This window comes from Pseudomonas sp. R28(2017), assembly GCF_002112505.1.
Lineage (GTDB): Bacteria > Pseudomonadota > Gammaproteobacteria > Pseudomonadales > Pseudomonadaceae > Aquipseudomonas.
This window is the reverse complement of the sequence record NZ_NEHW01000008.1, coordinates 1-25770: the sequence shown is the minus strand read 5'-3', so window position 1 is coordinate 25770 and position 25770 is coordinate 1. Positions and strand designations below refer to the sequence as shown.

Sequence of the window (25770 nt, the reverse complement as noted above, 5' to 3'; positions counted from 1 at the left end):
CTTCAGGCCGCGGCGTAGGACACGCCGCCCGAACTCCGGCCGCTGCCTTGCAGCGGCCTTTGCATTTTCAAGAATTCAAGAGTGGAGAGCCGATGGTTCCCGTAATTGCCCTGGTGGGCCGCCCGAACGTCGGCAAATCCACCATGTTCAACCGCCTGACCAAGACCCGCGATGCCATCGTCGGTGACCTGTCGGGCCTGACCCGTGACCGCCAGTACGGTGATGCCACCTGGCAGGGTCGTTCCTTCATCCTCATCGACACTGGTGGTATCACCGGTGACGAAGTGGGCATGGACGAGAAGATGGCCGAGCAGTCGCTCATGGCCATCGAAGAAGCCGACTATGTGCTGTTCCTGGTCGACGCCCGCGCCGGCATGACCGCCGCCGACCAGATGATTGCCGAGCACCTGCGCAAGCGCAACAAGTCGGCCATCCTGGTGGCCAACAAGATCGACAACATCGACGCCGACGTCGCCCGCGCCGAGTTCTCGCCGCTGGGCATGGGCAACGCCATTCCGGTGGCCGGCTCCCAGGGCCGTGGCATCAACGCGCTGATGGAGTCGGTACTCGGCCACATCCCGCGTGACCAGGTCGAGGAGGCGCTGGACGCCGAAGTCGCCGAAGGCGAGGAAGCGGTGCGCATTCCAGGCCCGAGCGAAAAGGATGGCATCAAGATCGCCATCATCGGCCGGCCGAACGTGGGCAAGTCGACCCTGGTCAACCGCATGCTCGGCGAAGAGCGCGTGGTGGTGTACGACCAGCCGGGCACGACCCGCGACAGTATCTACATCCCGTTCGAGCGTGATGACGAGAAGTACACCTTCATCGACACCGCCGGTGTGCGCAAGCGCGGCAAGATCCACGAGGAAGTCGAAAAGTTCTCGGTGGTGAAGACCCTGCAGGCGATCAAGGACGCCAACGTGGTGATCTTCGTCATGGATGCCCGCGAAGGTGTGGTCGACCATGACCTCAACCTGCTGGGCTTCGCCCTGGAAGCCGGCCGCGCCATCGTCATCGCCCTGAACAAGTGGGATGGCATGGAGTCGGGCGAACGCGACTACGTGAAGACCGAGCTGGAGCGCCGGCTGTTCTTCGTCGACTTCGCCGACATCCACTTCATCTCTGCCCTGCACGGCACCGGCGTGGGCCACCTGTACAAGTCGGTGCAGGCCGCGTTCAAGTCGGCGGTCACTCGCTGGCCGACCAGCCGCCTGACGCAGATCCTCGAAGATGCCGTCAGCGAGCACCAGCCGCCGCTGGTCAACGGCCGCCGCATCAAGCTGCGCTATGCCCACCTTGGCGGTGCCAACCCGCCGCTGATCGTGATCCACGGCAACCAGACCGACAAGATTCCGAAGTCGTACTCGCGTTACCTGGAAAACACCTACCGCCGCGTGTTGAAACTGGTCGGTACGCCGATCCGCATCGAGTACAAAGGTGGTGAGAACCCGTACGAGGGCAAGAAGAACACCCTCACCGATCGCCAGGTCAACAAGAAGCGCCGCCTGATGTCGCACCACAAGAAAGCCGAGAAGAAGCGCCGCGACAAGCGCTGATTCTGCTTCAGCTTCTTCGCGGGCAAGCCCGCTCCCACAGGTAATGCACAGTATTCGACATCTGTGAGGTTCCTGTGGGAGCGGGCTTGCCCGCGAATGGGCCCTTTGATCCAGCGCAATCCCCCTATTGTTTCAACCTTTTTCCTGACTGCTCGATCCGCTATGCTCGGACTCCACCCCGTGCCGGATACACCCCAGGAAAGAGGGCTCCATGATCCGCAGCAAACTGCCGAATGTCGGCACGACCATCTTCACCACCATGTCCCAGCTCGCCGTGCAGACCGGCGCGCTCAACCTGTCCCAGGGTTTCCCCGACTTCAACGGCCCGCAGGCGCTGCTCGATGCAGTGGGCCGGCATGTGGCCGCCGGGCATAACCAGTATTCGCCGATGACCGGCCTGCCGGCCCTGCGTCAGCAGGTGGCAGCGAAGGTCGCGCGGCTCTATGGCGCGCAGGTCGATGCCGACCAGGAAGTGACCATCACCCCGGGCGCTACCGAAGCGATCTTCTGCGCCATCCAGGCGGTAATCCATGCGGGTGACGAGGTGATCGTCTTCGACCCCTGCTACGACAGCTACGAACCTTCCGTGGAGCTGGCGGGCGGGCGTTGTGTGCATGTGCAGCTGAGCGACGGCGACTTCCGCATCGACTGGCAGAAATTCAGCGATGCCCTGAGCCCGCGCACGCGCATGGTCATCCTCAATTCGCCGCACAACCCCAGCGGTGCGTTGATCAGCCGTGAAGACCTCGACCAGCTGGCCCGGCTGATCGCCGACCGCGATATCTACCTGGTCAGCGACGAAGTGTACGAGCACCTGGTCTACGACGGCGTGCGCCATGCCAGCGTGCTGGCCCACGCGCAGCTGTACCAGCGGGCATTCGTCATCAGCTCGTTTGGCAAGACCTACCACGTCACCGGCTGGAAAACCGGCTACGTGATCGCGCCACCGGCCTTGAGCGCCGAGCTGCGCAAGGTGCACCAGTACGTCAACTTCTGCGGCGTGACGCCGCTGCAATGCGCATTGGCCGACTTCATGGCCGAGCACCCGCAGCACATTGATGAGCTGCCTGCCTTCTACCAGGCCAAGCGCGATCTGTTCTGCGACCTGCTCGAAGGCTCACGTTTCAGCTTTACCCGCACTGCGGGCACCTATTTCCAGCTGGTGGACTACTCGCAGATCCGCCCCGACCTGAACGATGTCGACATGGCCCTGTGGCTCACCCGTGAGCACGGTGTGGCGACCATCCCGGTGTCGGTGTTCTACCAGCAACCCATCCCCGAGCAACGCCTGGTGCGCCTGTGCTTTGCCAAACGTGAGGAGACGCTGCGTCAGGCAGCGGAAAAACTATGCGCGATCTGAGTGCACTGCCCAACCTGAAAGTCGCCCTGGTCCAGACCACCCTGGCCTGGCATGACCGTGAGGCCAACTACGCGCATTTCGAGGTGCTGCTGGACCAGGCTCGCGGCAGCGACCTGGTGGTTCTGCCGGAGATGTTCACCACGGGGTTTTCGATGCAGTCGGAAACCCTGTGCGAGCCGGAGAACGGCCCGACCTACAAGTGGCTCAAGGCCCAGGCCAAACGTATCGACGCGGTAATCACCGGCAGTGTGATCATCCAGGCCGCCGATGGCAGCCACCGCAACCGTTTGCTGTGGGCACGGCCGGATGGCGAGATCCTGCATTACGACAAGCGTCACCTGTTCCGCATGGCGGGCGAGCACAAGCATTACACCCCCGGTGAGCGCCAGGTGCAGTTCGAGGTCAAGGGGTGGCGCGTGCGCCCGCTGATCTGCTATGACCTGCGCTTCCCGGTGTGGAGCTGTGATGCCCAGGACACCGACCTGCTGCTGTACACCGCCAACTGGCCCGCGGCACGGCGCCAGCACTGGAACCGGCTGTTGCCGGCGCGGGGTATCGAGAACCTGTGCTATGTGGCCGCAGTGAACCGGGTGGGGACGGACGGCAAAGGCTTTGCCTATTCCGGCGACAGCCAGGTGCTGGACTACCAGGGCGAGAGCCTGCTCAGTGCAGGGGAGGCGGACGGGGTGTTCACCGCGGTGTTGAGCGCGACGGAGCTGGCGGCCTACCGCACCAAGTTCCCGGCCAACCTGGATGCTGATACCTTCGAGCTGCACTAAGGCAGGGCCGGCCTCTTCGCGGGCGAGCCCGCTCCCACAGGTGATGCACAGCCTTCGAGATCTGTGAGTCACCTGTGGGAGCGGGCTTGCCCGCGAAGAGGCCGGCCCTTGGTTACATCAACTTCCGATCAGTACACATCCCGCCGATACCGCCCATCCTCGATCAGCTGCTGCACAGCGTCTTCCCCCAGCAAGCCCTTGAGCGCCGCATCCACGCCTGCTGCCATGCCTTGCAGGCTACCGCAGACATACACGCAAGCCCCGTCAGCCATCCAGCGCTTGAATGCCTCGGCGTGCTGCAGCAGCACATCCTGCACATACACTTTCTCGGCCTGATCCCGCGAAAACGCCAGCTCCAGCCGCGCCAGGTCGCCGCTGTCGAGCCAGCCCTCCAGCTCTGCGCCACACAGCAGGTCATGCGCCCGGTTGCGTTCACCGAACAGCAGCCAGTTGCGCTGTTCGCCAGCATTGATCCGCGCCCGGATCAGGCTGCGCAGGCCAGCCAGGCCAGTGCCGTTACCGATAAGGATCATGGGTGCAGCGGCTTCGGGTAGGTGGAAACCACTGTTGCGGCGCAGGCGCAGGCTCAAGGTACCACCCCGTGGCAGGTGCTCGGTCAGCCAGCCAGAACCCAGGCCAAGGTTGCCGTCGGCATGGCGCTCCTGGCGCACGATCAGCTCCAGCACGCCATCGCTGGTGATCGAGGCGATCGAGTACTCGCGGCTGCCGATGGGCACCAATGCATCGACCAACGCTTGCGGGTGCAGGCCGAGCAGGTGATCGCGACGGCCTGGCAACTGGCGGCCAGCCAATGCCTGGCCCAAGGTTTGCTGCAGGCCTTCGACGTGGACGATGGCCTTGGCGTCCAGTGCCATGCCGTGGAGGAACGCATCGATCCGTGGCTGGCCATTGAGTGGCAGGATTTCCACCAGGTCACCGGCTTCCCAGCTGGCCGGTTGCTCGGACCGCAGGCCCAGCAGGTAGACCGGTTGGCCTTGGCTGCCTGGATTGAGCAGGTCGCGTTGCACCAGGGTCCAGTTGCCGAAACTCGGCGGCTGCCAGGCGCTGACGGGCTGGGCTCCGGTCAGTTGCGCCAGTTCCTGCTGCCACTGTTGCAAGGCGGCCTGGTCAGCGTTGTCCACTTCCACCGGGCTGAATGCGCTGCTGGCGCCACGCTCGCCAAGCCACGCCTGCAGGCGCCGGGCGAAGCCGCAGAAGTGCGGATACTGGCGGTCGCCTAGGGCGAGCAGGGCATAGTTGAGGTTGTTCAGGGCCCAGGGTTGGCCAAGGATCTTGCGTTGGAAGCCGCGGGCGCTGTCGGGCGCTTCGCCGTCGCCGAAGGTGCTGACCACGAACAGGGCACGGCGCGCCTGGCGCAAGTCTTCCTCACCTAGATCGGCCAGGGCGCGTACCTGTACCGGCAAGCCGGCGGCCTGCAACTGCCCGGCACTTTGCCAGGCCAGCTGCTCGGCAAAGCCGCTCTGGCTGGCGAAGCCGATCAGCCAGCTGTCGCCGCTGGCCTGGTTGCTGTCGACAGTGCCACGGGCGGCGCGTACCTGGCGCTTCTTGCGTCGGCGGTCGAGGTACAGCAGCCAGCCGGTGACGAAGAACAGTGGCATGGTCAGGCTGGCAATGGTGACGATGATGCGACCCGGCAGGCCGAAGTATTCACCGACGTGCAGGGCGTAGACGCTCTGCAGCAACTGCGCCTTGAAGGACTTGTCGGTGTAGCGGTCGTGGCTCTTGACCTGGCCGGTGGCCGGGTCGAGCACCAGGGTGTTGAACGCGCGCGGGTGGGCGGCGTCTTCCAGCAGGTAGAACAGGTTGGCCGGCTGGCCGCCGGCCGGCGGCAGGCGCAGGTTGTAAATCGCCAGGCCCGGGCCGGCAGCGTCCTTGAGGTTGGCCCAGATGGCGTCGTAGTCGACCACCAGCGGCGGCGCGTTCTTGTCGACCTTGGGCGGCCCATGGCGGCCACGTCCTTCGCCGCGCTTCTGCTGCTGGCCGGCGGCGGGTTCGTCAGCCAGCAGTTTGTTCAGGCCCGAGCGGTACCATTCGTAGGACCAGAACAGCCCGGTCAGCGCGAACAGAAGATAGAACAGTAGGCACCAGGTACCGGCCACCGCGTGCAGCTCCCAGTTGAAGGCGCGGCCTTTCTTGGCCCAGTCGAAGGTCAGCCAGGTGCGCCAGTTCAGCGCCTTGCGCGGCCAGCGCAGGTACAGGCCGGACAGGCAGAAGAACACCAGCATCAGGGTGCAGGCACCGGTGATCTGGCGGCCAGTGTCGCCCATGGCGAGGAAGCGGTGCAGGGTCAGCATCAGGTTGAAGAAGCCTTGCCCACTGGCCTCGCCCTTGAACTCGCCGGTATACGGGTCGGCATAGCGCAGCGCGCCGCGGCGCTCACCCGGTGGCGGGGTGAAGAACACCCGCGCGGCGTTGCCTTCGCGCACGTCCACCCACAGCATCGACACCTTGTCGCCTTGCTCGGCCTCGACCCGGCGCACCAGCTCGGCCGGTGGCAGCACGCCTTCGGCGCGCACCTCGACCTTGAGCACATCGGCGTTGAAGGCGCGCAGCAGCTCCTCCTGGAACGAGTACAGCGCCCCGGTGATGCCCATCAAGGCCAGCACCAGGCCGGCGGTAATGCCAAAGAACCAGTGCAGCTGGAACAGCGTCTTCTTCACCACATCTCTCACCTTGTGTTGCTGCCACAGACCGCGCGGCGTGCATTATGCCTTGATACGCAAAAGCCCCGCTCACAGGTATGAACGGGGCTCGGCGGTGTTTCCTTAGAAGTGGACGCTGGTGGTCAGCAATGCCGTCCGCCCGGCCGCCTGGTTGGCGAAGTGGGTGGAGAAGGCCTTGTCGTAGTACACCTCGTTGGTCAGGTTCTGCACGTTCAGCTGCAGGTCGACGTTCTTGGTCAGCTTGTAGGCGGCCATGGCGTCGTAGCGTACATAGCGGTCGACCATGGTGGTGTTGGCCACGCTGCCGTACACGTCATCCACGTAGAACGCACCGCCACCGACGGTCAGCTTCGGCGTGATCGAGTAGGTTGTCCACAGGCTGGCGCTGTTGTTCGGCGTGTTCGGCAGCTGGTTGCCGTCGTTGGCCTTGCCCAGCGGGCCGCCGTCGATCTGGCGCGCTTCCATGTAGGTGTAGCCGGCGAACACCTGCCACTTGTCGGTGATCTTGCCGCTGGCCGACAGCTCGATGCCTTGCACGCGGGTTTCGCCGACGTTTTCGTAGGTGGTGGTGTTCACCTGGACGCGGGCGTTTTCCTTCTCGGTGCGGAACAGCGCGGCGGCCAGGGACAGGCGCTCGTCGAGCAGGTCCCATTTGGTGCCGATTTCGTAGTTGGTGGTTTCTTCCGGCTCCATGTCGCTGCTCAGCAGGTTGCCGCTGCGATCGGTGGTGTTGCCCAGCGGGTTGCCTTCAGTGCCTTCACCGAGCATCGCACCTGGTGGGGTTGCGGAGGTGGCGTAGGATACGTAGATGCTGCCGTTGTCGGCCGGCTTCCACACCAGGCCCAGCTGGCCGGTGACGAACTCGCTGGTGTCTTTGCCCTTGGAGACGATGCCCTTGGTACTGACGGCAGTGCTGCCGTTGGCGTTGTAGCCACGGTACTGGGTGTCGAAATGGTCGTAACGCAGGCCCATGTTCAGCAGCCACTGTGGCGACAGTTCGAGGGTATCGAATACGTAGATGGCCCGGGTGTTGCTCTTGGTGTTGATGCCGGCATAGTTGCGCGAGATCGCACCGTTCCATGGGTCATCCGGGTTCGGGTTGCTCAGCGAGGTGCAGTTGTAGCCGCTGGTGGCACCGATCATGCCTGGGGTGCAGTTGGTGTTCGCTGTGCCACCGGGGACGGTGTCGGTGTCGACGTTGTAGGTTTCGCGGTCGCTTTCTTCACGGCTCAATTCGATACCGGTGGAGAAGCTGTTCTTCAGGCCGCCCAGGTAGAACTCGCCGAACAGGTCGGTCTGGTTGGTGGTGGTGGCGGTGTTGCCCACACGGGTGTTGGCACGGCGCCAGACGCTGCCGTTGTTGACGTTGCCTTTGCTGTCGTCGGGCTGGGTCAGGATGTAGTCCTGCATGCTGTTGCCGTGACGGAAGGTGTTCTTGATGGTCAGCGCTTCGCTCAGGTCGTGCTCGATGGCGAAGGTGGCGATGTCGACGCGGGTCTTGCGGAAGTCGCGGTCGGTCAGGCCGTAGAAGTTGTCGCTGTCACCGCCGTCGTTCGGCTTGCTCGGGTGAGCCGAGGTGCGCGCGGCACTGCCAGCGGTCGGAATGGTGTACGGAATGCCCGAATCTGGCAGGTCGTCGCTTTCCAGGTGGTAGTAGTCGAGGTTGACGCGGGTCGCGGTGCCCAGGCCGAAGGCCAGCGACGGGGCGATACCCCAGCGGTCGTAGTTGACCTTGTCACGGCCGGCGACGTTGCTTTCGTGGGTCATCAGGTTCAGGCGGCCGGCAACGGTGTCGCTGAACTGGTAGTTGCCATCGAAGGTGTAGCGCTGGGTCTGGTCGCTGCCCCAGGTCCAGGCGCCGTCGAGCGAGTTGCCCAGGTGCGCGCGCTTGCTCACCAGGTTGATGGTACCGCCGGCGGCGCCGCGGCCGCCGATGGCCGAGTTCGGGCCCTTGGCCACTTCGACCGATTCGATGGCGAAGATTTCGCGGGTCTGGGCGCCGGTGTCGCGCACGCCGTCCAGGTAGGTGTCACCCTGGGCGTCGAAGCCGCGGATGAACGGGCGGTCGCCTTGCGGGTTGCCGCCTTCGCCGGCACCGAAGGTGATGCCGGGCACGGTGCGCAGGGCATCCTGCAGGGTCAGGGCGTTGGTGTCCTTGATCACTTGCTGCGGGATCACGGTGACCGAGCGCGGGGTGTCCACCAGCGGTGCGGTGTACTTCTGCGAGGAGGCCTTCTCGACCTTGTAGTCGGTGCTGGCCTGCTCAGCCTTGCCATTGACGCTGGTGGCGTCGAGGGTGACGGCATTGCTGGCAGCCGGGTCGGCGGCGTAGGCGCCGCTAGCGCTCAGCGCGACCCCGATGGCCGAGACGATCAGGCGTGGTGAGCTCACTGCAGATGGTACGTGACGCATTGTTGTAGGCCTTCCCCAAGGTGTTAAGGCCGCGGATGTTAATGTAAGGATTTGTAAGGCACAATTGAGACTCGTTACCATTCGCTAGAAATTTACAATCTTTACAAATTCTCTTTACGTTTTGTGGACGCTGAATCGTCTAAGGCGCAGCCAGGGCTTGTACAGCGTAAAAGGGAATCAATATCATTGACGCTTTACAGATCTTAACGGTGCCGCCGCCATGCTGCTTCATATCCCAGGGTTGTTCGACGCCGATGAACTGGCCCGTATCCGCGAGGCGCTGGAGCAGACCGACTGGGCCGATGGCAAAGTCACGGCCGGTTACCAGTCGGCCAAGGCCAAGCACAACCTGCAGCTGCCGGAAGGGCACCCGCTGGCCAAGGAGCTCGGCAGCGCATTGATCGAGCGCTTGTGGCAGACCCCGCGGTTCATGTCGGCGGCCTTGCCGCACAAGGTGTTCCCGCCATTGATCAACTGCTACCGCGAGGGCGGCAACTTCGGCTTCCACATCGACAATGCCCTGCGCCAGCCCAAGGGCAGCCCGGAACGGGTGCGCACCGACCTGTCCTCGACCCTGTTCCTCAGCGACCCGGACAGCTACGACGGCGGTGAACTGGTGATCCAGGACACCTACGGCGTGCAGCAGGTCAAGCTGGCGGCCGGCGACCTGGTGCTGTACCCCGGCACCAGCCTGCACAAGGTCAACCCGGTGACCCGTGGTGTGCGCTACGCGGCGTTCTTCTGGACCCAGAGCCTGGTGCGCGAGGACAGCCAGCGGGCGTTGCTGTTCGAGATGGACAATGCCATCCAGCAGCTCACCGCCGATGTGCCGGACCACCCGTCGTTGCTGCAACTGACCGGCACCTACCACAACCTGCTGCGCCGCTGGGCCGAGGTCTGAGCCATGTCCTATCAGCTGCGTCGTGAAGAAGTGGTGGATGCTGCCGGCCTGCAGGCCATGCTCGAGCACAGCCCCGGCAAGGCGGCCCAGGCGATCCTGGCAGCGGCGGGGGAGGGTATGGTCGAGGCCCAGTTGCTGCTCGGGCAGATCCTGCTCGATGGCCGTGGCATCGAGCAGGATGCCGGTGTCGCCCGGCGCTGGTTCGGCATTGCGGCGCAGGGCGGCAGTGCCATGGCGCACAACATGCTCGGGCGTTGCCTGGAACATGGCTGGGGGGGCGAGGTGAACCTGGCGCAGTCGGCCATCCACTACGCACGGGCGGCCGATGCCGGGCTGGACTGGGGGTTGTACAACCTGGGCAACCTGCTGGCCACCGGGCGCGGCCTGCCGGCCAATCAGGCCCAGGCGCTGACCTGTTACGAGAAGGCCGCGCAGATGGGCCATGCCAAGTCGATGAACCTCTATGGGCGCTACCTGGAGCATGGCATCGCCACCGCACCGAGCCCGGTGCGGGCGGTGCGCTGGTATCGGCGCTCGGCCGAGGCGGGGGATTTTCGCGGGATGTTCAGCCTTGCGATGGTATTGACCGAGCGGGGGGAGCTAGCGGAGGCCGGGACCTGGCTGGAGAAAGCCAAGGTCGAGGGGAACCTGAATTTCCTGCGCAGTGCCTTGGTGACCCTGCAGGGGGCGGGGCCGGCGTTGATGGCCTTTGCCGGGAGCTATGCTGAAGAGCTGGCTCGGCGCGAAGAGGCCAGTACCGGAAAGCACAAATGAAAACGGGGCCTTTCGGCCCCGTTTCGCATTACAGGTAGTAAGCCTTCAGCGGCGGGAAGCCGTTGAACTCCACAGCGCTGTAGCTGGTGGTGTAGGCACCGGTCGACAGCCAGTACAGGCGGTCACCGATGGCCAGGTTCAGCGGCAGGCCATACTTGTAGTTTTCGTACATGATGTCGGCGCTGTCGCAGGTCGGGCCGGCGATGACCACTTCTTCGGCCTCGCCTTTCTTCTCGGTCCAGATCGGGAACTTGATGGCTTCGTCCATGGTTTCGATCAGGCCGGAGAACTTGCCCACGTCGGTGTAGATCCAGCGCTCGACGGCAGTGCGCGACTTGCGTGCGACCAGCACCACTTCGCTGACCAGGATACCGGCGTTGGCGATCAGCGAACGGCCTGGCTCGAGGATGATTTCCGGCAGGTCGTCACCGAAGTCTTCCTTCAGGAAGCGGATGATCTCTTCGGCGTAGGTCTCGAGGCTGTTGGTACGGGTGATGTAGTTGGCCGGGAAGCCGCCACCCATGTTGATCAGCTTCAGCTCGATGCCGTCTTCTTCCTTCAGGCGCTCGAAGATCACCTTGACCTTGGCGATGGCCGCGTCCCACACGCTGATGTCGCGCTGCTGGGAGCCGACGTGGAAGGAGATGCCGTAAGGCACCAGGCCCAGGTCACGGGCAAGGATCAGCAGGTCCATGGCCATGTCGGTCTGGCAGCCGAACTTGCGCGACAGTGGCCAGTCGGCAGTGGTCGAGCCTTCGGTGAGGATACGCACGTAGACCTTCGAGCCCGGCGCGGCCTTGGCGATGTTGCGCAGGTCGGCTTCCGAGTCGGTGGCGTACAGGCGCACGCCCTTCTCGTAGAAGTAGCGGATGTCCTTGGACTTCTTGATGGTGTTGCCGTAGCTGATGCGGTCGGCGCTGACACCACGGCCCAGGACCTTGTCCAGCTCGTAGATCGAGGCGATGTCGAAGCTCGAACCTTTCTCTTTGAGCAGGTCGATGATCTCGACGGCCGGGTTGGCCTTGACCGCGTAGTACACCTTGGCGAACTCGAAACCCGCACGCAGGTCGTCATAGGCCTGGCTGATCATCTGGGTGTCGATGAGTACGAACGGGGTTTCCTGCTTGTCGGCGAACGCCTTCATTTTCTGGAAGGTATCACGCGCGAAATAGTCTTCGACCTGGATCGACATGCTCAGGGACTCCATGGGCAAACTGAAAGAATAAGTGGCTGCAAACTGAACGTCCTCCGTATCCCCACTTTGGTTCGCCTACTCAGTACTTGAGCCGGATGGATCGTTTCCAGCATGGACGTTCGGCGCGCACTTTAGGGCGTGAAGAATGCAGAATCAACAGGCAATCCGGGTGCGATCGTCGTGGATTGGCGCCCTACCCGTTGAATAACCGACTCACGTGACCGCCTGATGTTCCCCGCCATGTTTCAACCGTAAAAAATTGTGGAATGGACCCCGCTGACCCCTTCACAGGCAAGCCCGTTTCTATAGGCATCACGCGGTTTTTCTGGGCGCGGGCTTGCCCGCGAAAGGGCCAGAGGTGTTCATATTTATGGCCACGCTTACTGGTACTCACGTACATGAAATCAGTCATAAATTTTTTGTTACCGACTGGCGGATTTGCTGGTTTTGATGAGAAACATTACTATTCGCACCCTCATCCGCCTCCCTGACGACCCCGAACGTGTCCGGACACAAAGGCTTCCTCGACCACTACCATGAGCTGATCGGCACCTGGACGCGCAAGCTGCGCAGTCGTCAGCAGGCCGAGGACCTCACCCACGATGCCTTTGTCAGGGTGCTGGAAAACCCGCGCGAGCAGGTCGAGCAGCCGCGCGCCTACCTGCACCAGACGGCCCGCAACATCGCCGTGGATGGTTTCCGCCGCGAGGACCGACGCCAGGCACTGGCGCTGGAAGCCTTTGACGAAGGCGTGGCTACCAGCGACGACCCGGAAGCCTATGTGCATGCCCTGGAGCTGGCCGACAGCGTCGAGCGGGCGCTGGCCGAGTTGCCGCTGAACTGCCGCCGGGTGTTCATCTGGCAGAAGCTCGAAGGCCTGAGCCAGGCCGAGATCGCCGAGCGCATGGGTTTGACCAAGAACATGGTCGAAAAGTATATGATTCGCACGCTCCGGCATCTGCGTGAGCACCTGGATGTGTCGGCACGATGAGTCAGGAGACCTTTCCCATGAAACAGCACGGTTCCGAGACCGTCCGTGAGCAGGCGGCCGCATGGTTCGTCCGCATCCAGGATGCGCCGCACGATGCCGCGCTGCACAAGCAGCTACGTGCCTGGCTGGCCGCCGACCCCAGCCACCGTGCCGAGTACGATGCACTGGCCACGGTCTGGAGCGCGGCGGAGCTGATCCCGCGCCAGCGCCTCGAAGCGCTGTGCGAGCCCGACCCGGTACGCCAACTGCCGGAGCGGCGCCTGCTGCGCCAGGCTTTGGCGGCGAGTGTGGCGGTGGTGGCGCTGGGGCTCGGCTGGACGGGCTGGCACTACCAACAGCTCAATCACCAGGATCAGCTGCACACTGCCTTTGGCGAGCGCCGCCAGGTCGAGCTGCCAGATGGATCGCGCCTTGAACTCAACGGCGCTACCGAGCTGCACGTCGATTACAGCCCGGGCCGCCGTCACATTCAACTGAACGCCGGTGAGGCGATGTTCATCGTCGCCCACGACAGCAGCCGCCCGTTCGTGGTCGATACCGCCCAGGGCAGCGTGACCGTGACCGGCACCCGTTTCGATGTGCGTCTGGACCCGGCCACTACCCGGGTGGCGGTCGAGCAGGGTTCTGTGCGGGTGCAGGGCAGCGACGCCTCGCTGGCGCAACTGGGCGCCGGCCAGGGCGCTTACATCGACGCGCACGGCCAGGTCGCTGCACCTTATGCCGTCAATGCCGCAGCCCTGACGGCCTGGCGCCAGGGCAAGCTGGTGTTCGACAACGCCACCCTCGCCGACGTGGTGGCCGAAGTGTCGCGCTACCGCGCCCAGCCACTGCGCGTGGCGCCTGGCAAGGTTGCCCAGATGCGTATCTCCAGCACCTTCAGCACCGATGACACCGACGCGCTGTTGCGCGCCTTGCCGAGCATCCTGCCGGTGGCGATCAAGGCCCATGAAGACGGCTCCCGCGAAATAATCGCGAAATAGATTCAGGTTTTTTTCCGCTCGTTCGTCTTCCCCGCCAGCTGCAACTGCCAAGCATTTTCATTTGCATGCAGTTGGCGTTCATTCCTTCTTCCGGATGTTTCGACGACGTGAACAACAACAAACCTTTTCCACGCCTGAGCGCCCTGGCACTGGCCCTGGCGGTCAGCACCGCAGCCGTCAACGCCCAGGCCGAGCAGGCCGGCACCGCGATCCAGATCCAGGCACAGCCTTTGGCTTCGGCGCTGAGCCAGTTGGGTCAGCAGACCAACCTGCAGCTGTTCTTCAGCCCTGAACTGGTGGCTGGCAAGCAGGCCCCGGCGGTGTCCGGCAACCTGGCACCCGAGCAGGCACTGCAGCAACTGCTGCAAGGTAGCGGGCTGACCTACGAGAAGTCGCAAGACACGGTGGTGGTGAAGCCGGCCCAGCCTGCCGGCACGCTCAGCACCGGCAGCCTGGAGCTGGCGCCCACCGACGTGAAGGTGGTCGGTGACTGGCTGGGCGATGCTGACCAGGCCGTGGTGCAGAACCACCCCGGCGCGCGCACCGTGGTGCGCCGCGAGGCGATGGTGGAGAAGGGCGCGATGAACGTGCGCGATGTGCTGCGTGGCATCCCTGGCGTGCAGGTGCAGGACAGCAACGGCACCGGTGGCAGTGACCTGTCGTTGAACGTTGGCGTGCGTGGCCTGACCTCGCGCCTGTCGCCGCGCTCGACCGTGCTGATCGACGGCATTCCGGCAGCCTTTGCGCCCTACGGCCAGCCGCAGCTGTCGATGGCACCGATCTCTTCGGGCAACCTCGACAGCATCGACGTGGTGCGCGGAGCCGGCTCGGTGCGCTATGGCCCGCAGAACGTCGGCGGTGTGATCAACTTCGTCACCCGCGCGATCCCCGAGAAGGCCTCGGCGGAGCTGTCCACCACCTTGGAAACCTCCCAGCACGGCGGCTGGAAGCACACCGAGTCGGCGTTCGCCGGTGGCACCGCCGACAACGGCATGGGCGTGGCCTTGCTGTACACCGGCGTGAACGGCAATGGTTACCGCGAGAGCAACAACGGCAACGACATCGACGACGTCATCCTCAAGACCCACTGGGCGCCGACCGACGTTGACGAGTTCTGGCTCAACTTCCACTACTACGATGGCCGTGCCGACATGCCCGGCGGCCTGACCCAGGCCCAGTACGACAGCAACCCGTACCAGTCGCTGCGCGATTACGACTACTTCGCCGGCCGGCGCAAGGACGTGTCGTTCAAGTGGCAGCGCCAGCTCGACGATGCCACCCAGTTCGAAGTGCTGACCTACTACACCGACAGCTTCCGTGGCAGCGCCATCGCCGCGCGCGACATGAAGACCCTGTCGTCGTACCCGCGCAACTACCACACCTTCGCCATCGAGCCGCGGGTGTCGCGGATCTTCTTCGCCGGCCCCACCACCCAGGAAGTCAGCGTCGGTTATCGCTACCTGAAGGAAGCCATGCGCGAGCAGTCGACCCGCCTGGCGCTGATCGACAATGTACCGACGCCCACCCCGACCTCCGACGGCCACGTGTTCCAGGACCGCAGCGGCGGCACCGAGGCCAGCGCCTACTACATCGACGACAAGATCGATGTCGGCAACTGGACCATCACCCCGGGCATCCGCTTCGAGCACATCAATACCGACTGGCGCGACCGCCCGGTGCTCGGTACCAATGGCCAGCCGGTGCCGGAGAAGAAGCGCAGCATCACCAGCAACGAGCCACTGCCGGCGCTGAGCGTGATGTACCACATCTCCGATGCCTGGAAGCTGTTCGCCAACTACGAGACCTCGTTCGGCAGCCTGCAGTACTTCCAGCTGGGCCAGGGCGGTACCGGCAACAGCACCGCCAACGGCCTGGAGCCGGAGAAGGCCAAGACCTACGAGCTCGGTACGCGTTATGACAACGGTGGTTTCGCCGGTGAGCTGACCGCGTTCTACATCGACTTCGATGACGAGTTGCAGTACATCAGCAACGATGTGGGCTGGACCAACCTCGGCGCGACCAAGCACCAGGGTATCGAGGCTTCGGTGCGCTACGACCTGGCGGGGCTCGACCCGCGTCTGGAAGGGTTGTCGGTGAATGGTGGCTACACCTATACCCGCGCAACCTATGAAGGGGATATCCCGGGCTTCAAGGGCCGTGACCTGCCGTTTTATTCACGTCAGGTGGCCACCGCCGGGGTGCGCTATGCGATCAACCGCTGGACCTGGAATCTGGATGCCTACGCCCAGTCCAAGCAGCGCGCGCCGGGGACCGGGATCAACGCCGATGGCAGCTTCAATGGTGACTACATCACCGAGCCGAGCGCTGATGGACAGTATGGCGACATTCCGGGCTACGTGACCTGGCATGCCCGTGGCGGGTACGAGTTCGGGCCGGACATGTCCAACCTGAAGCTCGCGGCGGGGGTGAAGAACCTGTTCGACAAGCAATACTTCACCCGCTCCAGCGACAACAATGCCGGCATTTATGTGGGTGAGCCGCGGACCTTCTATGTGCAGGCCAGTGTAGGGTTCTGATACCGCGTCGGTTGCTCGCGGGCAAGCCCGCTCCCACAGATTTCTGCGCAAGCCAGGACGCAGCGCCGAACCTGTGGGAGCGGGCTTGCCCGCGAAAAGACATACTCGGTCCTTCAGGAAACCACCGCCTCGGCCGGCGAGACAATGCTGGTCTTGGCCCCGCGCGAACGCCCCGAGCTCAGGTAAGCGGCTATCGACTCCTGGGTAACCTCCCCCAGGAACACCTGCTCGGCATCCAGCACCGGCAACCACGCCCGGTTGAACTCGTACATCCGCGACAGCAGGATGCGCAGGTGCTCGTCATGCGACGCCGTGGCATTGAACGGCCGCAGGAAGTCGCCACAGGTGCCTTGCTGGCGGTGCATGTCGCGCCGGCGCACATAGCCCAGCGCCTTGTTCTGCCCGTCGGTCACCACCACATAACGGCGGTCGTGCTCATCGAGCAGTTCCAAGGCATCGCTCACCGGCGTCCCGGGGCTCACCGACGGCGCGTTGTCCGCCGCATCCTCGGCACGCACCAGCAGCAGGCGCTTGAGGGTGCTGTCCTGGCCGACGAAGTTGCTCACGAAGTCATCCACCGGGTGCGCCAGCAGGGTGTCCGGGTGGTCCAGCTGGAGCAGCTTGCCGGCGCGGAAGATGGCGATCTTGTCGCCCAGCTTGATCGCCTCGTCAATGTCGTGGCTGACCATGATCACGGTCTTGTTCAGCGCCCGTTGCATCTCGAAGAACTCGTTCTGGATCATCTCGCGGTTGATCGGGTCGACCGCGCCGAACGGCTCGTCCATCAGCAGCACCGGCGCGTCCGCCGCCAGCGCACGGATCACCCCGATGCGCTGCTGCTGGCCGCCGGACAGCTCACGTGGGTAGCGCTGCAGGTACTGCTTGGGTTCGAGCTTGATCATGTGCATCAGTTCGCGGGCGCGCTCGTGACACTTCTGCTTGTCCCAGCCGAGCAGGCGCGGGACCACGGTGATGTTCTCCTCGATGGTCATGTTGGGGAACAGGCCGATCTGCTGGATCACGTAGCCGATGTGCCGGCGCAGGGTCACTTCGTCCAGCGCGCTGGTGTCTTCGCCATTGATGAACACCTGGCCGGAGGTCGGCGTGATCAGGCGGTTGATCATCTTCAGCGTGGTGCTCTTGCCGCAGCCCGACGGGCCGAGGAACACGCAGATTTCGCCTTCGTTGACAGTGAGGCTGACCGCGTCGACGGCTTTGACGTCCTTGCCGTTGACGTTGAAGGTCTTGCTGAGGTTCTTGAGTTCGATCATGAGCGCAGTCCTTCTGGAGTCAGGGCACGTTGCAGGGTTTGCAGGAGCAGGTCGGCGATGATCGCCAGCAGGCTGACCAGTACGGCGCCGACCAGCAGCATCGACATGTCGCTGCGGCTGATGGAGGTGAGGATGAGCACACCCAGGCCGCCGGCGCCGATGGTGGCGGCGATGGTCATGACGCCGATGTTCATCACCACGGCGGTGCGCACGCCGGCGAGGATCACCGGCACCGCGATGGGCAGCTCGACCATGCGCAGGCGCTGGCCGAAGGTCATGCCGATACCGCGGGCCGCTTCACGGATGCCGGGCTCGACGTTGGTCAGGGCCAGGTAGGTGTTGCGCAGGATCGGCAGCAGCGAGTAAAGGAACACCGCGGTGATCGCCGGCAGTGGCCCAAGGCCCTGGCCGAACTTGGAGTAGAACGGCAGCAGCAGGCCGAACAGGGCGATCGAGGGGATGGTCAGCAACACTGTGGCGCTGGCCTGCAATGGGCCGGCGACGGCCGGGAAGCGGGTCATCAGGATGCCCAGCGGCACGCCGACGATGATCGCCAGGCCCACGGCCACGCCGACCAGCATGATGTGCTGCCAGGTCAGCTGCAGCACCTGGGCCCAGTCGAGGTGGGCGAACGTGTCGAGCAGGCTCATGGCTGTACCTCGCTAGGCATAGGGTGCTCACGCAGGAAAGCGGCGGCCACCGTGGTCGGGTTCTGGTGTTCGACGTCGACCTTGGCATTGAGCTGGCGCATGGTTTCGTCATCCAGTTGCTCGGCCAGTGGCTTGAGCAGGCCGGCCAGTTTCGGGTTGGCGTCCAGCACCTGCTTGCGCACCACCGGGGCGGCGGTGTAGTCGGGGAAGTAGTGCTTGTCGTCCGCCAGCAGCTTGAGGTTGAACGCGCTCAGGCGGCCATCGGTGGTGTACACAAGGCCCGCGAACACCTGGTTGTTGTGCATGGCGGTGTAGACCAGGCCTGCATCCATCTGGCGGATGTTGGCGCGGCCCACTTGCAGGTCGTACATCTGCTTCAGGCCGACCAGGCCGTCCGGGCGGTTGGCGAACTCGGTGTCCAGTGCCACCAGGTGGTTGCGCTGGCTTTCGTCACGCAGCACCTGGTTGAGGTCGCTGATCGAGTTGACCTGTGGATAAGCCTCGGCGACCTGCTTGGGCAAGCCCAGCGCGTAGGTGTTGCTGAACTTCGACGGGGTCAGCCAGATCAGGCCCTTCTTCGCGTCCAATGCCTTGACCTTGGCGTAGGTGGCCTCGGCACTGGGCATGCGCTCCTCGATATGGTTGTACGACACCAGCGACACGCCGGTGTATTCCCACATCAGGTCGAGCTGGCCGGTTTCCTGGGCCTGGCGCGCGATGCTGCTGCCAAGCCCACTGGTGACGCGCACGTCGAAGCCGTTGGCGCGCAGGTATTGCGCGGTGATTTCGGCGAGCACGGTCTGTTCGGTGAACACCCGCGCGCCGATGCGGATAAGCGGTTTTTCCGCTGCCTGGGCAAATCCTGCGAACAGCAGGGCCGCGCCCAGCAGCAAGGCGATTCTCTTGTTCATACGTTCCCTCTCGTTATCCAGCCAGGCCACGTTCCAGCCAGCGCTTGCTGGAGAAACTCACCGCTGCGTCGAGCACCAGCGCCAGCAACGCGGTGCAGGCGGCACCCAGCAGCAGCTGTGGCTGGTTGTTCAGGGCGATGCCGGGGAAAATCAGGCTGCCCAGGCTGTTGGCGCCGATCAGGAAGGCCAGCGGTGCGGTGCCGACGTTCAGCGCCAGGGCAACGCGCACGCCGCCGACGATGATCGGCACGGCGTTGGGCAGTTCCACCTGCCAGAGTTGCTGGCGCGGGGTCATGCCGATGCCGGTGGCGGCTTCCTTGAGCGAGGCGGGGACGTTTTTCAGGCCCTCGTAGGTGTTGCGCACGATGGGCAGGAGGGAGGCGAGGAACAGCGCGAAGATCGCCGGTCCGGCGCCGATGCCGAGGATACTCAGGGCGATGGCCAGAACGGCCAGCGGGGGAATGGTGTTGCCAACGTTGAAGAACTGCATGAAGCGCTCGGCTTTGTCGACCCGGTGCGGTCGACTCAAGGCAATGCCGGCGGGGATGCCCACGGCCAGCGCCGCCGCCATCGAAGCCAGCACCAGTACCAGGTGCGCTTGCAGGTAGAACCCAAGATCGTCGCGATAACGCGCGATCGTGTCGGTGCCGATCCAGTGGATCAGCAGGGCCAGGATGACGAGCACGGTGGCGCATCCCAACAGCCCTTTTCCGTAGCGTGTAGCCACAGGCGGACTCCTTGTGTTGTCGGCGAGCACACTTCTTGGTAGCCGGCCAGTCCTGGCGGCGGGTGGTGTGTTCGCGAGTAGCAGCGTGAGGCAACCGAAGGCTGCGATCAGGCCATGAGCCGAACCCCGTCGGGCCCGAAAATGCTGATGAAACCAGTCCCCAACCGAAGCGGGTTGCAGGGGAGTGGACGTCTCCGTGGGCGTAAAGGTTCCCATCCGGGGCGGCATTTGGCCAGCGTTAATCACTGGGTGGATTGAAAAATGGCGAGAAAAAACATCGGGTTAATTCTCTGCAGGCGTTGAAATAACTGCCCTGTGGCCATTTGTCGTGATAAAGCGATTGTCTGGTGAATTTGTCTTGCCTGAGCCGCCCTCTTCGCGGGCAAGCCCGCTCCCACAGAAATCTCACCGCATGTGAAAGCTGTGCAACACCTGTGGGAGCGGGCTTGCCCGCGAAGAGGGCGGACCTGCAACCACTCATTCAGCAGATTTTGGTCCAGGCCCAACTTCAGGTATGATATCGCCCCTTTTTCGATCCCCAGTCAGGCGATTTCCCATGACCAACCAGGCCGCCGAAGTCGCGAAGCGCCGCACTTTCGCAATCATTTCCCACCCCGACGCCGGTAAGACCACCATCACCGAGAAGCTCCTGCTGATGGGCAAGGCCATTGCCGTCGCCGGTACCGTGAAGTCGCGCAAGTCCGACCGCCACGCCACCTCCGACTGGATGGAAATGGAGAAGCAGCGCGGCATCTCCATCACCACCTCGGTGATGCAGTTCCCGTACCGCGAGCACATGATCAACCTGCTCGACACCCCCGGCCACGAAGACTTCTCGGAAGACACCTACCGCACCCTGACCGCGGTGGACTCGGCGCTGATGGTGCTCGACGGCGGTAAAGGCGTTGAGCCACGGACCATCGCCCTGATGGACGTGTGCCGCCTGCGCGACACGCCGATCGTCAGCTTCATCAACAAACTCGACCGTGATATCCGCGACCCGATCGAACTGCTCGACGAGATCGAAGCGGTGCTGAAGATCAAGGCCGCGCCGATCACCTGGCCGATTGGTTGCTACCGCGACTTCAAGGGCGTGTACCACCTGACCGGCGACTACATCGTGGTGTACACCCCGGGCCACGGCCACGAGCGTACCGAAGCCAAGATCATCCAGAAGCTGGACTCGGACGAAGCCCGTGCTCACCTGGGTGACCAGTACGATTCGTTCGTCGAGCAACTGGAGCTGGTGCAGGGCGCCTGCCACGAGTTCAACCAGGAAGAGTTCATCAACGGCCAGCTGACCCCGGTGTTCTTCGGTACCGCGCTGGGCAACTTCGGTGTCGACCACGTGCTCGACGCCGTCGTCGACTGGGCACCGCGCCCGCTGGGCCGCGTGGCCCACGAGCGTACCGTCGAGCCTGTGGAAGAGAAATTCACCGGCTTCGTGTTCAAGATCCAGGCGAACATGGACCCGAAACACCGCGACCGCATCGCCTTCATGCGCATCTGCTCGGGCAAGTACGAGAAGGGCATGAAGATGCGCCATGTGCGTATCAACAAGGACCTGCGTGTCGGCGACGCGCTGACCTTCTTCTCCTCCGAGCGTGAGCAGCTGGAAGAAGCCTATGCCGGCGACATCATCGGCCTGCACAACCACGGCACCATCCAGATCGGCGACACCTTCACCGAAGGCGAGGCGCTGGGCTTCACCGGTATCCCGCACTTCGCCCCGGAGCTGTTCCGCCGCGTGCGCCTGAAAGACCCGCTGAAATCCAAGCAGCTGCGTCAGGGCCTGCAGCAGTTGGCCGAAGAAGGTGCGACCCAGGTGTTCTTCCCCGAGCGCAGCAACGACATCATCCTCGGCGCGGTCGGTGTGCTGCAGTTCGACGTGGTCGCCAGCCGCCTGAAGGAAGAGTACAAGGTCGAGTGCGCCTACGAGCCGATCACCGTGTGGTCGGCCCGTTGGATCGGTTGCGACGACAAGAAGAAGCTCGAGGAATTCCAGAACAAGGCCATGGAAAACCTGGCCATCGACGGTGGCGGTCACCTGACCTACCTGGCGCCGACCCGGGTCAACCTGGCGCTGATGGAAGAGCGCTGGCCGGACATCAAGTTCCGCGCGACCCGCGAGCACCACTGACTACTGAGTTGGGGCTGCTTTGCAGCCCTTCGCGGGCAAGCCCGCTCCCACAGGAAATCACTGCACCTGAAGGTTGTGAGATACCTGTGGGAGCGGGCTTGCCCGCGAAGGGCCGCAAAGCGGCCCCAATTCAGTTACCGGCTTTGATACTGGTCCAGATCCGGGTTCTGATGCGGTCGATCTTTGCCGGCATCGCCTCCAGCGCATACAGCTTGCCCATCACGTCCTCGCTCGGGTAAATCATCGTATTGCCCTTCATCGCCGGCTCCACCAGCCCGTCAGCCTTGAGGTTGCCGTTGGCGTACTGCACATGGTTGCTGATGTTGGCCATCACCTCCGGCTGCAGCAGGTAGTTCATGTAGGCATACCCGGCCTTCTCATCCGGCGCATCGGCCGGCATGGCGACCATGTCGAACCACATCGGCGCGCCTTCCTTGGGTATCGAATACCCCACCTTCACCCCGTTCTTCGCTTCTTCGGCGCGGTTCTTCGCCTGCAGCACATCCCCCGAGAAGCCCACCACCACGCAGATGTCGCCATTGGCCAGGTCACCCGTGTACTTGGACGAGTGGAAGTAGCTGATATACGGGCGCACCTTCATCAACAAGTCCTTGGCCTTCTCGTAGTCCTTCGGGTCCTGGCTGTGATGCGGCAGGCCCAGGTAGTGCAGGGCGATTGGCAGCAGTTCCGGGCCGTTGTCCAGCACCGCGACGCCGCAGCTTTTCAACTTGCTCATGTACTCGGGCTTGAAGATCAGGTCCCAGGAGTCCACCGGGGCATTGTCGCCCAGCACTGCCTTGACCTTGTCGATGTTGTAGCCGATGCCGGTACTGCCCCACAGGTACGGGAAACCGTACTGGTTGCCTGGGTCGTTGACCTCCAGTGCCTTGAGCAACACCGGGTTGAGGTTGTGCCAGTTGGGCAGCTGTGACTTGTCCAGCGGCTTCAGGGCCTTGCCCTGGATCTGCCGGGCCATGAAGTGGTTGGACGGGAACACCACGTCGTAGCCGGAGTTGCCGGTCATCAGCTTGCCGTCGAGGGTCTCGTTGCTGTCGTACACGTCGTAGGTCGGCACGATGCCGCTGGCCTGCTGGAAGTTCTTCAGCGTGTCGGGCGCGACGTAGCTGGACCAGTTGTAGATCTTCACCGTTTCGGCGGCGCTGGCGAAGCTTGCGGCCAGCATCAGGGGAGCGAGAAGGAGCGTGCGCATGTCGGGTTTACCTTGCTTTGTCTGTTGTTATCGAAGGCAGGCGATCAGCGGATCAGAAAATCAGAACGTAGGTCTTGCGCACGGTCTCCTGGATGTCCCAGGTGCCGGTGCTGTTGGCCGGTAGCATCAGTGCGTCTCCGGCTTCTATGAACAGGGGCTCGCCACCGTCGGGGGTGAAGGTGCAGCGGCCCTTGATGAAATGGCAGAACTCCTGCTGCACGATCTGCCGCCGCCAGCGCCCGGGGGTGCACTCCCAGATGCCGGTTTCGACACCGTCGCTGCGTTCCACGCAGGTGACCGAAGTCACTGCAACGGGGTCGCCAAGCGGCACCGCGACCGGGTTGGAGCTGTCGAGCAAGGCAGTGCCTGTGTGTTTGAACTGGGTGATGCTCATGACCGGTGGATCCTGTGTCAGGGAAAGGGAAGTCAGTGCATGAAGCCTTCCATGAAGTCCGCAAGGGAGCTGGCCAGGCGCCGCCTCCAGGGCGCGCTGGCGGGGTTGGCGAGGGTCCGGTCCTCGTGGACGAAGCTCTGGATGATCGCGTTGTAGCCAAGCCAGCGGCAGGGCTCGGGCGGCCAGCTGGCCAGGCTCGAAACCGGGCGGTTGTCGAGCACCCAGGGTTGCGCGGTCAGTGCGTTGTGCTGGTTCAGGATCAGCGCCGCGAGGGTTCGGCCGCCGAGGTTGGTGGCACCGACACCTTCACCGCCATAGCCACCGGCCAGGGCGATGCCGCGCTGGCGGTCGCACAGCATGTGCGGGCGGAAGCGCCGCGCCATGCCCAGGTTGCCGCCCCAGGAATGCGTGATGCGCACGTGCCTGAGCTGCGGGAACAGTTCGCTGAACAGGTAGCGACGCAGCTCGATTTCGTGCTCGTCGAGGTTGAAGTTCTCGCGCAGGCGGCCGCCGAAGCGGTAGCCGCCGCGGGCGCCGAACACCAGGCGGTTGTCGGCGGTGCGCTGGCCGTAGGTGACCTGGCGGCTGCTTTCGCTGAAGGCCTGGCCCTGGCTGAGGCCGATCTGCTCCCAGGTCGACTCCGGCAGCGGCTCGGTGGCCACCAGCAGGCTCTGCACCGGCAACTGGTGCTTGCCCAGCGGCGGCAGGCTGGCGGCGTACCCTTCGACGGCGGGTACCATCCATTGGCAGCGGATGCGCGCCAGGGGCGAGCGCACTTCACCGGGTTGCCAGTCGATGGCCGGGGTGTTCTCGTAGATCGTCACCCCCAGCGCCTCCACCGCCCGGGCCAGGCCACGGGCCAGCTTGGCCGGGTGGATGGTCGCGGTGTGCGGGCTGTAGATGGCGCCGTAGGCATTGCTGACCCGCAGTTGCGCATCCAGTTGCTCGGGGCGCAGCCAGCGGTAGTCGTCCTCGGTCATGCCCTGGCGGTACAGGTCGTCCAGGTAAGCACGCAGGCTGCGTTCCTGCTCCGGGTAACGCGCGGCGCAATACAGCACGCCACCTTTGCGGTAGTCGCAGTCGATGCCCTCGCGCTGCAGCACGCTGTGCACTTCATCGGGAATGCCGTGCAGCAGGTCGATGCTGGCGCGGCGCTGCTGCGGCGACAGGGTGGCGAGCAGGCGGTCTTCGCCGAGCAAATTGCCCATCAGCCAGCCGCCATTGCGCCCGGAGGCGCCGAAGCCGGCGATGTTGGCCTCGATCACCGCGATGTTCAGTTGCGGCGCCTGGCGCTTGAGGTAGTAGGCGGTCCACAGGCCGGTGTAGCCGGCGCCGATGATGCACACATCGACCTCGAGGTCCTGGCGCAGGGCCGGGCGCGCGCACAGCGGCTCGTCGAGCTGGTCCATCCACAGGCTGAGCGTGCGCAGGGGTTGCATCGGGTTTTGCTCCACATCCGTCAAGGTCTGTGGGCGATGCTAGTGGTGTCGGCCAGTGCCTGTCTTACGTGCGTGCACGCAGGGAAATTTGCTTCAGGTAGGCCTTGGGGGTGAGGCCGGTGTGCTCGCGGAAGCACTTGTAGAACGCCGAGAGCGAGTTGAAGCCGGCGTTGAACGCCAGCTCGTCGATCGGCGCCTCGACGCTGTCATCGTCAAGGCTGGCCATCAGGTGATGCAGGCGCGCCTGGTTGACGTAGCGGTAGAAGCTTTGCCCGAGCACCTGGTTGAGCAAGTAGGAGATCTGGTTGCGGCTGTAGCCGCTGGCGTCGGCCACCTGCTGCAGGTCCAGTTCCGGGTCGAGGTAGGGGCGCTGGCGCTGGAAGTAGTGCTCCAGGTCCTGGGCCATGGTCGACAGCTGCCTGGGCGACAGGCCCAGGCGGCTGGTGGCCGGGCGCGGGCCGCTGCTGGCCAGGCCGTTGCCGTTCTGGCGAACCAGGGTGGCATATTCGTTGACCCGCCAGATCAGCCCGTCCTTGACGGTGATCGCTTCGCTGGACTGGAACGCCACCAGCCCGTCGCCACCTTGCACCGTGACCTGATACTGGATGAAGGCGGTGCACCCGTCGACGCGGATGCGGTCGCTGTGGACGATGTCCTCGCCGGCTTCATGGGGCAGGCAGGCGCGCACGTAGTCGCGAAGCTCCTGATAGCCGAGCACGCGGTTCTGGAAGAAGTCGTGGTACTGGATGTCGGGGTGGTAGAGCGCGATCACGCCGTCGAGGTCACGGTGCTTCCAGCACAGGTGGTAGCGCAGCACGGTGTCGGCGGTGAGCGGGGTCTGCTCGGGGCCGTCGGGGAG

General features: G+C 64.1%; 20 protein-coding genes. 9 read left to right on the top strand and 11 right to left on the bottom strand.

All coding sequences use genetic code 11. The features are described 5' to 3' along the window. Positions 1 to 92 precede the first annotated feature (92 nt). The 3 genes from der to CAF78_RS15180 all read left to right on the top strand — a co-directional run bounded on the left by der (position 93) and on the right by CAF78_RS15180 (position 3695). Entirely contained in the window at positions 93 to 1556 is a 1464-nt protein-coding gene (gene der, locus CAF78_RS15190) for a ribosome biogenesis GTPase Der (RefSeq protein ID WP_085673692.1), read from the top strand. Positions 1557 to 1767: 211 nt separating this feature from the next. Further along, a complete protein-coding gene (locus tag CAF78_RS15185; protein WP_085673690.1) occupies positions 1768 to 2916 on the top strand; it encodes a pyridoxal phosphate-dependent aminotransferase in 1149 nt (382 codons plus the stop codon). Further along, entirely contained in the window at positions 2904 to 3695 is a 792-nt protein-coding gene (locus CAF78_RS15180) for an amidohydrolase (RefSeq protein WP_085673688.1), read from the top strand. The genes CAF78_RS15185 and CAF78_RS15180 overlap by 13 nt, the downstream gene beginning before the upstream one ends. Before the next feature lie 128 nt (positions 3696 to 3823). Here the strand turns inward: CAF78_RS15180 and CAF78_RS15175 are convergent, their stop codons facing one another. After that, positions 3824 to 6379: a sulfite reductase flavoprotein subunit alpha gene (locus CAF78_RS15175; RefSeq protein WP_085673686.1), complete on the bottom strand. Its 2556-nt coding sequence runs from the start codon at positions 6377 to 6379 to the stop codon at positions 3824 to 3826. Positions 6380 to 6481: 102 nt separating this feature from the next. Further along, positions 6482 to 8791: a TonB-dependent siderophore receptor gene (locus tag CAF78_RS15170; protein ID WP_085673684.1), complete on the bottom strand. Its 2310-nt coding sequence runs from the start codon at positions 8789 to 8791 to the stop codon at positions 6482 to 6484. Positions 8792 to 9011: 220 nt separating this feature from the next. On the opposite strand from CAF78_RS15170, the gene CAF78_RS15165 reads away from it, so the two are divergent. Further along, positions 9012 to 9692, top strand: coding sequence for a Fe2+-dependent dioxygenase (locus CAF78_RS15165; RefSeq protein ID WP_085673682.1), 681 nt, complete (start codon positions 9012 to 9014; stop codon positions 9690 to 9692). A gap of 3 nt (positions 9693 to 9695) precedes the next feature. Further along, positions 9696 to 10466, top strand: a complete 771-nt coding sequence (locus CAF78_RS15160; protein WP_085673680.1) for a tetratricopeptide repeat protein — start codon at positions 9696 to 9698, stop codon at positions 10464 to 10466. Between the two features lie 28 nt (positions 10467 to 10494). Here the strand turns inward: CAF78_RS15160 and CAF78_RS15155 are convergent, their stop codons facing one another. Further along, entirely contained in the window at positions 10495 to 11658 is a 1164-nt protein-coding gene (locus tag CAF78_RS15155; protein WP_025337787.1) for a type III PLP-dependent enzyme, read from the bottom strand. Between the two features lie 505 nt (positions 11659 to 12163). Between CAF78_RS15155 and CAF78_RS15150 the strand changes: the two genes are divergently transcribed. The 3 genes from CAF78_RS15150 to CAF78_RS15140 all read left to right on the top strand — a co-directional run bounded on the left by CAF78_RS15150 (position 12164) and on the right by CAF78_RS15140 (position 16169). Next, positions 12164 to 12652, top strand: a complete 489-nt coding sequence (locus CAF78_RS15150; protein ID WP_085673678.1) for a sigma-70 family RNA polymerase sigma factor — start codon at positions 12164 to 12166, stop codon at positions 12650 to 12652. Positions 12653 to 12669: 17 nt separating this feature from the next. Next, positions 12670 to 13632, top strand: a complete 963-nt coding sequence (locus CAF78_RS15145) for a FecR family protein (protein ID WP_085673676.1) — start codon at positions 12670 to 12672, stop codon at positions 13630 to 13632. Positions 13633 to 13739: 107 nt separating this feature from the next. Further along, positions 13740 to 16169, top strand: a complete 2430-nt coding sequence (locus CAF78_RS15140; protein WP_085673674.1) for a TonB-dependent receptor — start codon at positions 13740 to 13742, stop codon at positions 16167 to 16169. A 113-nt stretch (positions 16170 to 16282) separates the two neighbouring features. On the opposite strand, the gene CAF78_RS15135 is transcribed toward CAF78_RS15140, so the two are convergent. Genes CAF78_RS15135 through CAF78_RS15120 form a run of 4 tightly spaced genes read right to left on the bottom strand, consistent with a single transcriptional unit; the run spans position 16283 to position 19728 of the window. Beyond that, positions 16283 to 17440, bottom strand: coding sequence for a betaine/proline/choline family ABC transporter ATP-binding protein (locus CAF78_RS15135; RefSeq protein WP_085673672.1), 1158 nt, complete (start codon positions 17438 to 17440; stop codon positions 16283 to 16285). Beyond that, a complete protein-coding gene (locus tag CAF78_RS15130) occupies positions 17437 to 18090 on the bottom strand; it encodes an ABC transporter permease (RefSeq protein WP_054901077.1) in 654 nt (217 codons plus the stop codon). Before CAF78_RS15130 ends, CAF78_RS15135 begins: the two co-directional genes overlap by 4 nt. Beyond that, positions 18087 to 19001, bottom strand: coding sequence for a glycine betaine ABC transporter substrate-binding protein (locus CAF78_RS15125; protein WP_085673669.1), 915 nt, complete (start codon positions 18999 to 19001; stop codon positions 18087 to 18089). Before CAF78_RS15125 ends, CAF78_RS15130 begins: the two co-directional genes overlap by 4 nt. 13 nt (positions 19002 to 19014) lie before the next feature. Then, positions 19015 to 19728, bottom strand: coding sequence for an ABC transporter permease (locus CAF78_RS15120; protein WP_085673667.1), 714 nt, complete (start codon positions 19726 to 19728; stop codon positions 19015 to 19017). Positions 19729 to 20284: 556 nt separating this feature from the next. Here CAF78_RS15120 and CAF78_RS15115 point away from each other — a divergent pair. After that, positions 20285 to 21868 carry a peptide chain release factor 3 gene (locus CAF78_RS15115; RefSeq protein ID WP_085673665.1) on the top strand — a complete coding sequence of 528 codons (1584 nt, stop codon included), beginning with the start codon at positions 20285 to 20287 and terminating at the stop codon, positions 21866 to 21868. A gap of 130 nt (positions 21869 to 21998) precedes the next feature. Here CAF78_RS15115 and CAF78_RS15110 read toward each other — a convergent pair whose 3' ends face one another. The 4 genes from CAF78_RS15110 to CAF78_RS15095 all read right to left on the bottom strand — a co-directional run. Beyond that, the gene (locus tag CAF78_RS15110) at positions 21999 to 23078 is read right to left on the bottom strand and encodes a polyamine ABC transporter substrate-binding protein (protein ID WP_085673663.1); all 1080 of its coding nucleotides are present in this window, start codon (positions 23076 to 23078) and stop codon (positions 21999 to 22001) included. 52 nt (positions 23079 to 23130) lie between these two features. Then, the gene (locus tag CAF78_RS15105) at positions 23131 to 23472 is read right to left on the bottom strand and encodes a cupin domain-containing protein (RefSeq protein WP_085673661.1); all 342 of its coding nucleotides are present in this window, start codon (positions 23470 to 23472) and stop codon (positions 23131 to 23133) included. A 32-nt stretch (positions 23473 to 23504) separates the two neighbouring features. Continuing rightward, positions 23505 to 24911 carry an FAD-binding oxidoreductase gene (locus tag CAF78_RS15100; protein ID WP_085673659.1) on the bottom strand — a complete coding sequence of 469 codons (1407 nt, stop codon included), beginning with the start codon at positions 24909 to 24911 and terminating at the stop codon, positions 23505 to 23507. Positions 24912 to 24975: 64 nt separating this feature from the next. Next, positions 24976 to 25770 (bottom strand): nuclear transport factor 2 family protein (locus tag CAF78_RS15095; protein WP_256576937.1); only part of this gene is annotated, 795 nt, incomplete at its 5' end.